This is a genomic window from Parviterribacter kavangonensis, from assembly GCF_056863335.1.
Window position 1 is genome coordinate 2,390,677 of record NZ_JBXPJA010000001.1, and the last position, 13,929, is coordinate 2,404,605.

Annotated in this window: 13 protein-coding genes; 10 read left to right on the forward strand and 3 right to left on the reverse strand. The window is 74.5% G+C overall.

Annotated features, from left to right (window positions below):
* Positions 1-67 precede the first annotated feature (67 nt).
* The 4 genes from AC1UE4_RS12215 to AC1UE4_RS12230 are packed head-to-tail and all read left to right on the forward strand — an operon-like array spanning position 68 to position 4,430.
* Positions 68-2,908: an ATP-binding protein gene (locus tag AC1UE4_RS12215; protein ID WP_482917503.1), complete on the forward strand. Its 2,841-nt coding sequence runs from the start codon at positions 68-70 to the stop codon at positions 2,906-2,908.
* 45 nt (positions 2,909-2,953) lie between these two features.
* Entirely contained in the window at positions 2,954-3,781 is an 828-nt protein-coding gene (locus AC1UE4_RS12220) for an SDR family NAD(P)-dependent oxidoreductase (RefSeq protein WP_482917504.1), read from the forward strand.
* A gap of 23 nt (positions 3,782-3,804) precedes the next feature.
* Positions 3,805-4,062, forward strand: a complete 258-nt coding sequence (locus tag AC1UE4_RS12225; RefSeq protein ID WP_482917505.1) for a hypothetical protein — start codon at positions 3,805-3,807, stop codon at positions 4,060-4,062.
* Positions 4,059-4,430 carry a cupin domain-containing protein gene (locus tag AC1UE4_RS12230; protein WP_482917506.1) on the forward strand — a complete coding sequence of 124 codons (372 nt, stop codon included), beginning with the start codon at positions 4,059-4,061 and terminating at the stop codon, positions 4,428-4,430. The genes AC1UE4_RS12225 and AC1UE4_RS12230 overlap by 4 nt, the downstream gene beginning before the upstream one ends.
* Before the next feature lie 4 nt (positions 4,431-4,434).
* Here AC1UE4_RS12230 and AC1UE4_RS12235 read toward each other — a convergent pair whose 3' ends face one another.
* Positions 4,435-5,112, reverse strand: coding sequence for a hypothetical protein (locus AC1UE4_RS12235; protein WP_482917507.1), 678 nt, complete (start codon positions 5,110-5,112; stop codon positions 4,435-4,437).
* 113 nt (positions 5,113-5,225) lie between these two features.
* On the opposite strand from AC1UE4_RS12235, the gene AC1UE4_RS12240 reads away from it, so the two are divergent.
* Genes AC1UE4_RS12240 through AC1UE4_RS12255 form a run of 4 tightly spaced genes read left to right on the forward strand, consistent with a single transcriptional unit; the run spans position 5,226 to position 9,940 of the window.
* Positions 5,226-5,789 (forward strand): Fur family transcriptional regulator, encoded by a 564-nt coding sequence (locus AC1UE4_RS12240; protein ID WP_482917508.1) that lies wholly within the window; start codon positions 5,226-5,228, stop codon positions 5,787-5,789.
* Positions 5,786-7,240: a DUF4331 domain-containing protein gene (locus tag AC1UE4_RS12245; protein ID WP_482917509.1), complete on the forward strand. Its 1,455-nt coding sequence runs from the start codon at positions 5,786-5,788 to the stop codon at positions 7,238-7,240. The genes AC1UE4_RS12240 and AC1UE4_RS12245 overlap by 4 nt, the downstream gene beginning before the upstream one ends.
* Positions 7,241-7,289: 49 nt before the next feature.
* A complete protein-coding gene (locus AC1UE4_RS12250; protein ID WP_482917510.1) occupies positions 7,290-8,606 on the forward strand; it encodes a tetratricopeptide repeat protein in 1,317 nt (438 codons plus the stop codon).
* Positions 8,603-9,940, forward strand: a complete 1,338-nt coding sequence (locus tag AC1UE4_RS12255; protein ID WP_482917511.1) for a nickel/cobalt transporter — start codon at positions 8,603-8,605, stop codon at positions 9,938-9,940. Before AC1UE4_RS12250 ends, AC1UE4_RS12255 begins: the two co-directional genes overlap by 4 nt.
* A gap of 16 nt (positions 9,941-9,956) precedes the next feature.
* On the opposite strand, the gene AC1UE4_RS12260 is transcribed toward AC1UE4_RS12255, so the two are convergent.
* On the reverse strand, positions 9,957-10,538 hold the full coding sequence (locus tag AC1UE4_RS12260; RefSeq protein WP_482917512.1) for a hypothetical protein: 582 nt from the start codon (positions 10,536-10,538) through the stop codon (positions 9,957-9,959).
* A gap of 29 nt (positions 10,539-10,567) precedes the next feature.
* Here AC1UE4_RS12260 and AC1UE4_RS12265 point away from each other — a divergent pair, with 29 nt between their 5' ends.
* Both AC1UE4_RS12265 and AC1UE4_RS12270 read left to right on the forward strand, forming a co-directional pair.
* Positions 10,568-12,031, forward strand: a complete 1,464-nt coding sequence (locus AC1UE4_RS12265; RefSeq protein WP_482917513.1) for a PQQ-dependent sugar dehydrogenase — start codon at positions 10,568-10,570, stop codon at positions 12,029-12,031.
* Between the two features lie 55 nt (positions 12,032-12,086).
* A complete protein-coding gene (locus AC1UE4_RS12270) occupies positions 12,087-13,103 on the forward strand; it encodes a hypothetical protein (RefSeq protein ID WP_482917514.1) in 1,017 nt (338 codons plus the stop codon).
* Here the strand turns inward: AC1UE4_RS12270 and AC1UE4_RS12275 are convergent, their stop codons facing one another.
* The gene (locus tag AC1UE4_RS12275) at positions 13,104-13,901 is read right to left on the reverse strand and encodes a lysophospholipid acyltransferase family protein (RefSeq protein ID WP_482917515.1); all 798 of its coding nucleotides are present in this window, start codon (positions 13,899-13,901) and stop codon (positions 13,104-13,106) included.
* Positions 13,902-13,929: the final 28 nt, after the last annotated feature.

Sequence of the window (13,929 nt, forward strand, 5' to 3'; positions counted from 1 at the left end):
GCCCGGATGCTTGCGGCGGACACCCGGGGTTGTGCTCGCGGCGCCGGTGGCAGATGATGCGCGACCGATGGCCGACGCGCCAGGGACGGTTGCCGCCGTAGGTCCACTGGAGCGCGAGGACGAGCTGCGCGTCCTCGGCGCGACGTTCGCCGCTGCCCGCGCGGGCGCGGGCGGCCTCGTCGTGCTCGAGGGCCCGAGCGGGATCGGCAAGTCGGCGCTGCTCGCCGAGGCGGCGGCCGCCGCCGACGCCGCCGGGCTGCAGGTGCTCCTCGGCCGTGCGATCGAGCTCGAGCGCGGGTTCGCCTTCGGCGTCGCGCTGCAGCTCTTCGAGCCGGCCCTGCGCGCGCTGGCGGGCGCCGAGCGCGACGCGGTGCTCGACGGGGCCGCCGGCCTGGCCCGCCTGCTGCTCGTGCCGGAGCCGTCGGCGACGCTCCCCGGCGAGCCGCACGACTTCTCGGTCGTCCACGGCCTCTACTGGCTGGCGTCGAACCTCGCCGAGCGCGAGCCGCTCGCGCTGCTCGTCGACGACGCGCACTGGGCCGACGAGCCCTCGCTGCGCCTGCTCTCCTACCTCGCGCAGCGCATCGACGAGCTGCCGATCGCGCTCGTCGTCGCGACCCGCTCGGGGGAGCCGGGCGCGCCGCAGGAGCTGCTCGACAGCCTCGCCCACCACCGCCTCGCCCGCGTCCTGCGCCCGGCGCCGCTCTCCGATGCGGCGGTCGCCGCGCTCGTGGCCGACCGGCTCACGGGCGACCCGGACGCCGGGTTCGTCGCCGAGTGCGTCCGGCTGACCGGCGGCAACCCGTACCTCGTCGTCGAGCTGCTCGAGGCCGCCGCGCAGAGCGGGCTCGTCCCGTCGGCCGCCGGAGTCTCACGCGTCCGGGCGCTTGCGCCCGAGGGCGTGCAGCGCGCCGTGGCCGCGCGGCTGGCCGAGCTGCCCGACGCGGCCGCCGCGGTCGCCCGCGCAGTCGCGGTGCTCGGCGACGACGCGCACGTGCGCCACGCGGCCGCGCTGGCCGGCCTCGACCTGCCGGCGGCGACCGAGGCGGCCGACCAGCTCGCCGCGGCGGGCGTCCTGCGCCCCGGCGACCGGCTGCTCTTCGTGCACCCGCTGACCGCGGCGGCGGTCGACGACGCGCTGCCGCGCGGCGCGCGCGCCGACGCCCACCTGCGCGCCGCCGAGCTGCTGCGTGACGAGGGCGCGCTGCCCGAGCGCCTGTCGACCCACCTGCTGGCGGCGCCGGCGACCGGGCAGGAGTGGGTCGCGGGCGCGCTGCGCGAGGCGGCACGGCGCGCGATGGCGCTCGGCGCCCCGGAGAACGCGGCCGAGCTGCTGCGCCGCGCGCTCGCCGAGCCGCCGCCCGTCGCCGACCGCGCCGCCGTCCTGCGCGACCTCGGCCGCGCGGAGGCGGCGATCAACGACGCGCACGCGCCCGAGCGGCTCGCCGAGGCGGCGCGGCTGCTCGACGAGCCGGCCGACCGCGCCGAGGCGCTGCGCGAGCTCGCGCGCATCCGCGTCGGGCTCGGCGACCCGGCGGCCGCGCGGCAGGCGTACGCCGGCGCGCTCGAGGCGCTCGGCGACGGCGACCCGCGCCTGGCCGCGCAGATGCGCGCGGAGGAGCTGGTGGTCGCGGCGCTCGTGCCGTCGAGCCGCCCGGACGCCGAGGCGGTCGGGGCGATCCTCCGCAACGAGGCGGTCGGCGACAGCCCGGCCGGGCGGGCGCTCCTGGCGACGCTGGCGGTCCACGAGCTCTACGCGGGCGCGCCCGTCGCGCGCGTCCTGCCGCTCGCCGAGCGCGCGCTGGCCGGCGACGCGCTCGTCGAGGACGAGAACGCGCTGACGACGAGCGTCTACGGCGCGGTGCTCGTGCTCTTCATCTGCGAGCAGCTCACGCGCGCGGACACGATCCTCACGCGGCTGACCACGCAGGCGCGCCGGCGCGGGTCGGTCATGGGCGTCGCGTCGCTCGCCTACAGCCGGGCGTGGGCGCGGCTGATCGCGGGCCGCGTGCTCGATGCCGTCGACGACGCCCAGCAGGCGGTCGACGCGGGGTACGGCGGCTGGCGTCAGTTCCTCCCCGGCGCCTACGGCGTGCTGTGCCACGCGCAGCTCGATGCGGGCGATGTCGAGGACGCCGCGCGGCACGTCGCCGAGGCCGAGGCGCTCGAGGATCACGACGTCACGACGATCCAGCTGCTCGACGCGCGCGGGCGCGTGGCGGCGGCGCGCGGCGACCACGCGGCGGCGGCGCGCGACTTCCTCGCGGCGGGGGAGCTGGCGGGCGAGCAGCGCAACCCGCTGCTCTTCGCGACGTGGCGGTCGAACGCCGGCCTCGCGCTGGCGCGCGCGGGCGACCGCGAGCGCGCGCGGGCGCTGGTGACGGAGGAGCTGGAGATGGCGCGCGCGTTCGGCGCGCCCCGCGGCCTCGCGGTCGCGCTGCGGGCGCTCGGGACGATCGAGGGCCCGGACGGGCTCGCGCACCTGCAGGAGTCGGTCGACGTGCTCGACGGGTCCGAGGCGCTGCTCGAGCGCGGCCGCTCGCTCGTCGCGCTCGGCGGCGCGCTGCGACGGGCCGGGAAGCGCAGCGACGCCGGCCGGGTGCTCGGCGACGCGCTGGAGATCGCGCGGGCCGGCGGCGCCGGCTCGATCGAGCGCCGCGCGACCGAGGAGCTCGCCGTCGCGGGGGCCCGCGCCGAGCGCGCATCCCGCCGCGGCCGCGACGCGCTGAGCCCGAGCGAGCGGCGCGTCGCGCAGCTCGCGGCGGCGGGCCTGAGCAACCGCGAGATCGCCGAGGAGCTGTTCGTCACCCGCAAGGCCGTCGAGTGGCACCTGCGCAACAGCTACGTCAAGCTCGGCATCAAGTCGCGCCACGACCTGCCCGCCGCGCTCGGCGACCCCGGGCCGTAGAGTTCCGCGCCGCTTTCGAACTCGACTTCCAGGAGCTGCTCCTACATGGGTGTTCTCGACGACAAGGTCGCCATCGTCACCGGCTCGGCGCGCGGCATCGGCCTTGCGACCGCGCAGCTGCTCTCCGAGCATGGCGCGAAGGTCGTCATCAACGACCTCGACAAGGACGCCGCCGAGGAGGCGGCCGGGAAGATCAGCGGCGAGACCGCCGTCTACTCCGGCGACCTGACCAAGGAGAGCGCCCCGCAGGAGCTCGTCGACACGGCGATCGACGCATGGGGCAAGATCGACATCATCGTCAACAACGCCGGCTACACCCTCGACGCGCCCATCCACAAGATGAGCGACGACTGGTTCCAGCGGATGCTCGACATCCACCTCATCGCCCCCTTCCGCATCATCCGCGCCGCCGCGCCGCACTTGCGCGAGCCGGCCAAGCAGGAGAAGGCCGAGGGCAAGGAGGTCTTCCGCAAGATCGTCAACGTCTCGTCGACGTCGGGCATGAACGGCAACGCCGGCCAGGCGAACTACTCGGCGGGCAAGCTCGGCATCGTCGGCCTCACGAAGACGCTGGCCAAGGAGTGGGGCCAGTTCAAGGTCAACTGCAACGCGGTCGCGTTCGGCTTCATCGAGACGCGCCTCACCGCGGCGAAGGAGACCGACAACGTGATGGAGATCGACGGCGAGAAGGTGCAGCTCGGCATCCCCGAGCAGCTGCGCGGCATGGGCACGATGCTCATCCCGCTCGGCCGCGCCGGGACGCCCGAGGAGGCCGCGGGCGGCATCTTCCTGCTCTGCACCCCGTGGGCCAACTTCGTCCACGGCCAGGTCCTCAACGTGACCGGCGGGCAGTTCACGGGGATGTACTTCTAGGCTCACCCGGGAAGGCCGGATCCATGAGCGAAGCCGAGACGCACGAGACCACGGATCACGACGAGATCCGCCGGTGGGCGGAGTCGCGTGACGCCAAGCCGGTGCAGACCGGAAGCTCGGGGATCCAGCTGAACTTCCCCGGCTACAAGGAGGACAACTTGAAGGACATCTCGTGGGAGGAGTTCTTCAAGGAGTTCGAGGACCGCGGCCTGAAGCTCCTCTACCAGGAGAAGACGGCCGGCGGGGACGAATCCAACTTCCACAGGTTCGTCTCGCGGTGAGGGTCGTCAAGCCGGGACCGGACAGGGAGCTGCCGCGCGGCGTCGTCGGCGGCTCCGAGGTGTCCGAGTCCTCGGCGGGCGCCGAGAACCTCTACATGGCGGTGTTCCGGGTCCCTCCGGGGGCCCGGTCGCGGCCGCACTACCACGAGCACTGCGAGTCCGCGTGCTACATGGTCTCGGGCCGCATGCGGATCCGGTGGGGCGACCGGCTGGAGCAGGAGATCGTGCTCGAGCCCCGCGACCTGCTCTACGTGCCGCCGCAGGAGACGCACGTGCTCGAGAACCTCTCGGACACGGAGCCCGCCGAGTACGTCGTCGCGCGCAACAGCCCGACCGAGGACTCGGTCGAGGTTCCCTGGGCGGGTTAGCCCGTCACAGGGTCACGTACCAGGCCCCGAAGGCGAGGCCGAGGACACCGAACACCGGGATGATCACCGACCGGTAGACCGGGTCGATCACCGGTCGCGTGAACGCCCACGCGAAGGCGCTCGTGCACGCGGTCATCGACGCGATCGACATCGGCGCGAAGACCATGAGCGCGAGCGCGGCCTCGGCCTGCGACGGCAGCGCCGCGATGAGGAGCACGACGACCGCGCCGGTGCCGGCGAGGCCGTGGAGGACGCCGATCCCGAACGCCTGGCGCGCCGTCCGGACGTGCCGGTGGACGTGCCGCCGGTAGTCGCCGCGGAACCACCTGACGAGAACGCGCGCGGCGAGCACGACGATCACGGCGCCCACGGCCTTCTCGGCGCCGGACTCCAACCACGCCGGGGTCTCCGACTTGAGGACGATCAGCGGGAGCCCGAGCGTGGCGAGCGTCGCCCCGTGGCCGACGCCCCACCAGCCGCCCAGGCGAGCGGCCGCCCGCGTGTCCCCGTCCCTCGCCGCGACGAGCGAGGTCACGGCGACCAGGTGGTCGGGGTCGGTGGCGTGGCGCAGGCCGAGCGCGAACGCGAGGAAGAGCGTGACCACGAGGGGCGCGCCGTCGAAGAGCCCGGTGAGCCAGGCGTCGAAGTCCTCGACCGGGTCGAACAGGAACTCGAGGTCCATGAGCGTCTCCTTCGGAGCGTCGCGGCGGGGTGAGCCAGCTGTACTTGCGCACGACGCGGGCCTCCGGATCACACCGGCTGATCCGCACGAGCGCGGGGAGCGCACATGCGGACATGACCACCCCGCACGATGCCGTGCCGATCGAGGTGGAAGACGTCGTCGCGGCGATCAACACGATCCGCAGCGCCGGCCTGCGGCTCTCGGCCGCACGCCGGCTCGTGCTCCACAAGGTGTACGCCGCCGGTCGCCCCGTGACCGCGGAGGAGCTGGCGGCGGGCGTCGACGGCTCGCTTCCGCCCTCGGACCTCGCCTCCGTCTACCGCACGCTCGACACGCTCGAGCGCCTCGGGCTCGTGACCCACATGCACGTCGGCCACGGCCCCGGCCTCTACGCGCTCGCCCACCGGGAGCACGCCGTTTGCCAGCGATGCGAGGCAGTGGTGCCGCTCGAGCCCGGCCAGGCCGAGGCGATCCGCCGCGCGATCGCCGCCACCTGCGACCTCGACGTGCGCTTCTCGCACTCGCCGCTCGTCGGCGTCTGCGGGCGCTGCCGCGCGACCCCTTCCTGCGAACCGCTCGCACCTGCGAACGCCCCCCGATCGAGTTTTACGCATCCACCCGGCGGCCCGTCCACGCATACCCCGGCATCAGGCAACTCCGTGGAAGGAGCACCATGAGCAGGATCCACGCCTTCGGCGCCGGCACCGTCGCGGCACTCGCGGCAACGGCCGCCGTCGTGGCCATCGGCATGGGCAGCAGCCATCGCGAAGCGCCGCTGACCTCGCTGGACCCGACCGGCGACGACACGGACCTCTACGCGTTCACCGCGAAGGACGCTCCGGGTGCGCTGACGGTGGTCGCCAACTGGCTTCCGTTCGAGGACCCGGCCGGCGGCCCGAACTTCTACAAGTTCGACAGCCGCGCTCACTACTACATCAACGTCGACAACACGGGCGACGGCGCGTACGACGTGCGGTACCGGTTCCAGTTCCGTGACGTCGTCGGCGACACCGCGCGGGCCGGCTACGTGACCGCGCTGCCCGAAGTCACCTCGCTCGACGACCCGGAGCTGGTCTTCCGCCAGCGCGGAACGGTCATCCGCGAGACGTACGACGCACGCGGCCGCAAGACGGGCAGCCGTGTCCTGACGCGCGAGCTCCCCGTCGCGCCGAACAACATCGGGCCCAAGACGATGCCCGACTACGAGGCGCTCTGGCCGCAGGCGATCCGCTCGCTGCCGGGCGGCGGCAAGGTGTTCGCCGGCCAGCGCGACGACCCGTTCTTCATCCCGCTCGGACGGGTCTTCGACTCGGTGAACCTCTCCGGTGCGATGACGGGGAACATCGGCGGCGGCATCGACGACCTCGCGGGCTACGGCGTCCACTCGATCGTCCTCCAGGTGCCGGAGGCCGCGGTCACGCGCGATCGGAGGGCGGTGACCGGGCCGGACGATCCCGAGGCCGCCGTCGGCGTTTGGTCCTCGACCGAGCGCCGCAGCCTCCAGGCGACCAGCCGCAGCGGCGGGCGCGGCAGGTGGGTCCCGGTCTCGCGCCTGGGCAACCCGCTGATCAACGAGATCGTGATCCCGTACGCCCTCAAGGACAAGTTCAACCGCACGCAGCCGAAGGACGACCTCAAGAACTACGGGAAGTACGCGCTGAACCCGTTCCCGGCGGTCGCCCTGAACAAGCTGTTCGGGCTGGGCGTCAAGGAGACCGACCGGACGGACATCGTCGAGGCGCTGCTGACCGGGATCCCCGGCGTCACGCGGATCGCCCCGGATGCGGCCCCCGCCGACACGCTCAAGGTCAACCTCGGCGTGCCCCCGTCGGAGACCGAGAACCGGTTCGGTGTCATCGGCGGTGACAACGCCGGCTTCCCGAACGGACGGCGGCTGGGCGACGACGTGGTCGACATCGCGCTTCGCGTCGTGGGCGGCTACCTCATCCCGGCTGCCGAGGGCGGCAAGAAGCTGCCGCTCGGCGACGGCGTCGACCGGAACGACCAGGCCTTCCTGAGCACGTTCCCGTACGTCCCGTCGCTGAAGAACCCGGGCACGGGCCCGGCGCCGACCTTCAAGCGCCAGGAGCCGGTGCACGACCCGACCCCCGCGGAGAACCCGCGGTAGCACGACACGTGGGGGCCGCCGGAAGGCGGCCCCCACGCGCTTCGGAACCATGCCCACCACACGCCGTCCCACCGTCTCCCGCTACGCCGCGTTCGCGGCGATCGCCTTCGCCGTCACGGTCATGGCGCTGCTGCTGCTCTCGGACGCAGGGGACCGCAGCTCCGCGCCGGCTGTCCGGGCGGCCGCATCGCCGCATTCGGCGTCGGCCGCCGATCGCGTCACCGCCGCGGTCGCGGCGGTCCGCGCGCAGCCGCGCTCGTCCCGCGCCTACGTCGCACTCGCCGGCGCCCACCTGCAGGTGGCCCGCGAGACCGGCGACGCCGGCGCCTACGAGCGCGCCGACGCCGCTCTCCGCCGCGCGCTTCGGCTGACGCCGGGCGACCCCGGCGCGCTCACCCAGCGGGGCGTGCTGAGCCTCGCTCGCCACGACTTCCGCCGAGCGCTCGCCGACGCCCGTGCCGCCCGCCGTGCCGCGCCCGAAGCCAACCAGCCCTTCGGTGTGCTCGTCGACGCGCTCGTCGAGCTCGGCGACTACTCAGCCGCGGCGCGCTCGCTGCAGACCATGGTCGACCGCAAGCCGGACCTCGACTCGTACGCCCGCGTCGCCTACCTGCGCGAGCTGCGCGGAGACCTGCGCGGCGCGCGCGAGGCGCTGCTGCTCGCCGAATCGGCGGGCGGCGAGGTCCCCGAGCACACCGCGTTCGTGCAGGCGCTGCTCGGCGACCTCGAGCTCGTGCGGGGGCGGCCGGCCGCCGCCCGCCGCTGGTACGGGACCGCGCTGCGGGTCCTCCCCCGCCATGCCCCGTCGACGTACGGACTGGCGCGGGCCGATGCTGCGCAGGGGCGGCTCCCCGCGGCGATCCGGCGGCTGCGCGAACTCGTCCGCCGGCTGCCCGCGCCGGCGTACACCGTCGCGCTCGGCGAGGCCGAGCTCGCCGCCGGCCGCACCGCTGCCGCCAGGCGCGACCTCGCGCTCGTCCGTGCGCAGGAGCGCCTCCTGCGCGGCGCCGGCGTCTCGACCGACGTCGAGGTCGCGCTGTACGAGGCCGACCACGGTTCCGTCCGGCGCGCGACACGCCTCGCGCGCCGGGCGTGGCGCCGGGCCCCGAGCGTTCGTTCCGCCGATGCGCTCGGGTGGGCGCTCACGCGTGCGGGTGACCCCGGGGCCGGGCTGCGCATGGCCCGGCGCGCGCTCGCGCTCGGCTCCCGCGACCCCTTCTTCCTCTACCACGCGGGCGTTGCGGCGTCGCGCGCCGGCCGGCGCGCGCTCGCCCAGACGCTTCTCCGGCGGGTCGTCGCGCAGGCGCCGGGTTTCTCACCGCTGCACGGCCCGCAGGCGCGCCGGGAGCTGAGGAGGGTGTCGTGAGGTTCCTCGTCGCCGCGCTCGCCGCGCTGCTGCTCGCCGCGCCGGCCGCCGCCCATCCGCTGGGGAACTTCTCGGTGAACCGGCTCGATCGGCTGTCGGTGTCGCGCGACGCCGTGACCGTGACGCACATCGTCGACCAGGCCGAGATCCCGACGTTCCAGGAGCGCGGCCGGTCGCGGACGGAGATCGCGGAGCGCAAGCTCGCCGACGCGCGCGAGGGGCTGCGGCTGCGCCTCGACGGCCGAGCGGTTGCGCTGCGCCCGCACGGCGACCCGCGTGTCTCGTTCCGTCCGGGACAGAGCGGCCTCCCGACCACCCGGGTGGAGGTGACGTTCACCGCACCCGCCGGCGGCGCCCGCCGGGTCGAGCTGTCGGATCGCACGTACGCGGATCGGGTCGGCTGGAAGGCGATCGTCGTGCGGCCGGGCGAGGGCACGGCGGTCCGTTCGAGCGTGCCCGCGGACGACCCGACGGACGGTCTACGCCGCTATCCGCGCGACCGGCTCGACGCGCCGCCCGACCTGCGCGTCGCGACGCTGTCCGTCATGCCCGGTGCCGGCACGGTCCTCGCCGGGGGAGCCGACCGCGTGCCGGGCGGCGGAGGGAGCGGCGGGGCCGGTTTCGCCGGTCTGATCGACGACGCGGCGGCCGGCGACGGCTTGCTGTTCGCGTTCCTCCTGGCAGCCTTCGGCTGGGGCGCCTTGCACGCGCTGTCGCCGGGGCACGGCAAGGCGATGGTCGCGGCGTACCTCGTGAGCACCCACGGCCGGGCGCGCGATGCGCTGCTGCTGGGCGCGACGGTCACGGTCTCGCACACCGCCGGCGTCTTCGCCCTCGGCCTCGTCACGCTCGCGCTCGCCGACGTGATCGTGCCGGAGGACCTCTACCCGTGGCTCGAGCTCGTCTCCGGCGCCCTGGTCCTCGCCGTGGGAGCCGGCGTGCTTCGCTCGCGCGTCCGAGACCGCCACGCGCTTCACGTCCACGACCACGGCGGGCACCACCATCACCACGGGCACACGCGGCGCGACGTCCTCGCGCTCGGCGCGTCCGCGGGCATCGTCCCGTGCCCGAGCGCGCTCGTCGTGCTGCTCGGCGCCATCGCGCAGCACCAGGTCGGGCTCGGCCTCCTGCTCATCGTCGCGTTCAGCATCGGGCTCGCCGCGACTTTGACGGCCATCGGCCTGGCCGTCGTCCTCGCGAGCCGGCGGCTCGAGCGGGTCAATCTCCGGGGATCGTGGGCGGCGGTCGCGCACGCCGTGCCGGTCGTGAGCGCGCTGGTGATCGTCGGGCTCGGCTGCGCCTTGACGGCCAGGGCGGTGCCGGGGCTCCTGTGATGGACCTCCGGCGGGCTCAGCCGACCGAGCCGAGGTCCAGCCGGGTCCCGCTGAAGTACTCGCCGGCCGTTGAGACCAGGTAGGCGGCCAAGGTGGCGATCTCGTCGTCGGTCGTCGTGTCGCCGGGGGTGATGGCGGAGATCCGGATGCCGAAGCGCGCCCACTCGATGGAGCTCGTGCGGGCGAGGTTCTCGAGCGCCTGACGCGCGGCGTGGGCATGCGGTCCGTCGTCCGGCCTCGGTGCGACGAGCACGATGCGCCCGCCGGGCTCGCCGGCGTCGATCCACGCCGAGGTCGCGACGGCGCGGACCGCGGCCCAGCTGCCGTCCGCCGCCGCCCGCAGCGGCGCGAGCTCGTCGTCGCCCGCCGCGCCGTTCGTGAAGAGCGCGGCCGCGTCGACCACCAGCGCGTCGGCCGGCCTCGATCCCTCCGCGCCGCGCTTCGTGCGCTCCTCGTCGAGCAGGTCGCCGTCGAGGACGTGCGTCTTCGCGCCCAGACCGGCGAGCGCGACGCGCAGCGCGGGACGCGGCGGTCCCGCGAGGACGACGGCCCGGCCCTCGAGGAGGTCCGCGCGCAGCAGCTGACCCGAGAGCTCCACGGCGCGCGGCAGGGTACCGTGGCCGACCGATGCCCCGGAGCCTCGTCGTGGTGCCCGCCGTCGTCGCGGCGGTCGCGCTCGTCCCCTGCCGCGCGGACGCCGCGCGGCTGCAGACCGCCATCGAGGGCCTGTCGAGCCCGACGTACGTGACGTCCGAGCCGGCCGGCGCCTCGCGGCTGTACGCCGTCGAGCGCGGCGGCGCGATCCGCGTCGCGCGGTGCGGCACGACGCCGGAGCCGACGCCGTTCCTCACGCTCGGCAGCGAGCTCGACGCCGACTACCCCGAGGAGGGCCTGCTGTCGATGGCGTTCGCGCCGGACTACGCGACGTCGGGGCTCCTCTACATCGCGTACACGCGCGTCGTCGCGGGCTCGTCCGGCAACGACCTCGTGATCGAGGAGCGGCGGCGCAGCGCATCCAACCCGCTCGTCGCCGACCCGGCGTACCGGCGCGAGGTCGTCGTGGTCCAGCACCGCCAGAACGAGAACCACAACGGCGGCCAGCTGCAGTTCGACCGCGACGGGAAGCTGTGGCTCGGGACCGGGGACGGCGGCGGCGGCAACGACCCCGCGGGCAACGCGCAGAACCGCAGCAGCCCGCTCGGCAAGCTCCACGTGATCGACGTCGCGACCGGCGCCCTGACGCAGCGCGCGTACGGGCTGCGCAACCCGTGGCGGTTCTCGTTCGACCGCGCGACCGGCGACCTCACGGTCGGCGACGTCGGGCAGAACGCCGTCGAGGAGATCGACTGGGTCCCCGCGGCGAACCTCGGGTCGGTCGCCGACTTCGGCTGGGACGTCATGGAGGGCAACCGCGGCGATCCGTCGGGCCTCGGCGGCGATTACGTCGCGCCGCGCGTGACGCACACCCACGGCGACGGGTGGGTCTCGATCACCGGCGGCTACGTCGTCCGCGACCCGTCGGTCCCCGACCTCGCCGGACGGTACCTCTACGCCGACTACGGCAAGGGCGACCTCCACAGCGCCGACCTCGCGGCGGGCACGACCGTCGCGACCGGGCTGCACGTCGCCGGTGTCTCGAGCTTCGGCGAGGACGCGTCCGGCCGCGTCTACGTGGCGTCGCTCGACGACGGGACGATCCGGCGCGTCATCGGCGACTCCGCCACGCCGGCGCCGGGCGGCACGGACTGCGGCGCGGCGGCGGACACCTCGGCGCCCGTCCTCCGCCTGCGCGTCGCGAAGCGCCAGCGCGCCCTGCGCCGCCGCGCGGTCCTCGTCCGCGGCACCGCCTCGGAGGGGTCGACCTTGACCGCGTCCGCTCGCCTCGGAGGGCTAAGCCTCGGCGGCACGGTCCGTTCGCTCGCGGCCGGCCGCTCCTTCACCGCCCGCCTGCGCCTCGGCACGAGGGCCCGCGCGTCGCTGCGCCGCTCGCTCCGGCGCGGCAGGCCCCGCACGATCGTCATCCGCCTCCGCGCCCGCGACGCCGCCGGCAACCGCTCGACCCGCGAGATCCGCGTCCGCGTCGTCGGCTGAGCGCTCCGGAAAGAAGCACACCGGGCCTTCGGGAGCGGGTACCCTCCGCTCCCGCATGCGCCGGTCGCTGCTCGCCCTCCCCGCCGCGCTCGTCGCGCTCACTCCCTCCACCGCCTCGGCCGCCGCACCGGCGCCGATGGACTGCGGCAGCGGGCCGATCGTCGCCTTCACCGACGCGGCCGACGACAGCGTCGCCGTCGGGCTCGTGCCGGCGTCGCCCGGCTTCGACATCACGAGCGGGTTCTTCACGTTCTCGACGGGCCCGAAGGTCACCGCCGATCTCCGTCTCAAGGACCTCTCGACGACGCTGCCGATGGGCGCCGACGAGATCCAGTACGTCGTCCTCTACACCGTCGGAACCGACCGCTTCTTCGTCCGGGCGCGGCTGACCGCCACCGACACGTTCGTCTTCGACGCGGGCACGGTCGACTCGGGCGGCGTCCTGACGAAGACGGCCGACACCACGGGCACCGTCTTCGCGTCGCCCGACAGCGTGGTCGAGATCGTCGTCCCCGTCGCCGAGAACGCCGTCCTCACGCAGGCGGAGGGACGCGTGCTGGTGAAGCCCGCGCTGGCGTTGACGGCCGATCCGTCGGACGTCGCCAACACGGCGCAGCGCGACTTCACCGCGCAGGCGTGCCCGCCGCCGCCTCCGCCGCCCGATCCGCAGCCGCAGCCGCAGCCCGAGCCGCCGCCGGTCGTCGAGCAGCCGCCGCCTCCCCCGCCTGCGCCGCCGGCCCCGCCGCCGACGCCGGTGCGGACGCCGCTGCCCCGGCTCGAGCCGCCGTTCACCGTGACGATCCCGAAGCTGTCGGCGAAGCGGCTGAAGAAGGGCCGCACGTTCTCCGTGCTCGTCGAGCCGACCGCGCCCGTGACGCGGCTCACCGTCACGCTGACGAAGGGGACGAAGGTCCTGGCGAAGGGCTCGCTTCCGTCGCTGACGAAGGCGACGTCCGTGCGGGTGAAGGTCGCGAAGAAGCTCGCGAAGGGGACCTACAAGCTCACGTTCGTCGCGTTCGGGGCGAACGGCAGGAAGGTCGCCGGCGCGGTGGCCGTCGACGTCACGCGCTGATCAGGCCGGCGCGGCGCGCTTGCGCTTGGCACGCCGCAGCGCGCGGCGCTCCTCGCGCACCCGCGACAGCACCCCGCGGCGCCCGAGCGTCTCGAGCCCTGCGTACAGCCGCTTGATCTCGTCGAAGATCTCGTCAGCGGCGAGCTGCTGCTGGTCGCGGGTCGGCTCGGCCGTCCGCTCGAACCGGATCGGATCGCCGTACTGCACGGTGATCTTCGGGAACTGCAGCCGCTTCCAGTTGCGGACCTTCGAGGAGCCGTGGATCGCCACGGGGACGATCGGCACGCCGCTCTCCAGCGCGAGCCGCCCGATGCCCGGCTTCGCGCGCTCCGACAGCACCCCCGTCCGCGACCGGCCGCCCTCGCAGTACATCGCCAGGCACCCGCCGTCCTCGAGGACCTTGTGCGCGGTGATGAACGCCTCCTCGTCGCGCGCGCCGCGCCGCACCGGGAAGACGCCGCCGTGCGAGTAGATGAACTGCAGCGGCGGCTTGAACATGTTCGACTTCGCCATGAACCGGACCTTGCGGCGGATGAACGCGCCGAGGAAGAAGTGGTCCATGAACGAGAAGTGGTTCGGCGCGAGGATCACCGGACCGCTCGCCGGCACCTTGTCCGACGAGATGCACTGCGCGCGGAAGAACGTCAGCGAGTAGAGCGTCGTGACCGCCCGCACGAGCTCGTACATCGGATCGGGCTTGCGGTTGCGGGCGCGCTCGTGGAAGCGATCGAAGTACTCCTTCGGGCGCGGGTCTCTGTAGACCTGCTCCTTCATCGAGGCAAGCCGCTCCTCCGTCATGCCGAGGAAAGTACCCGCCCGAGCGCTG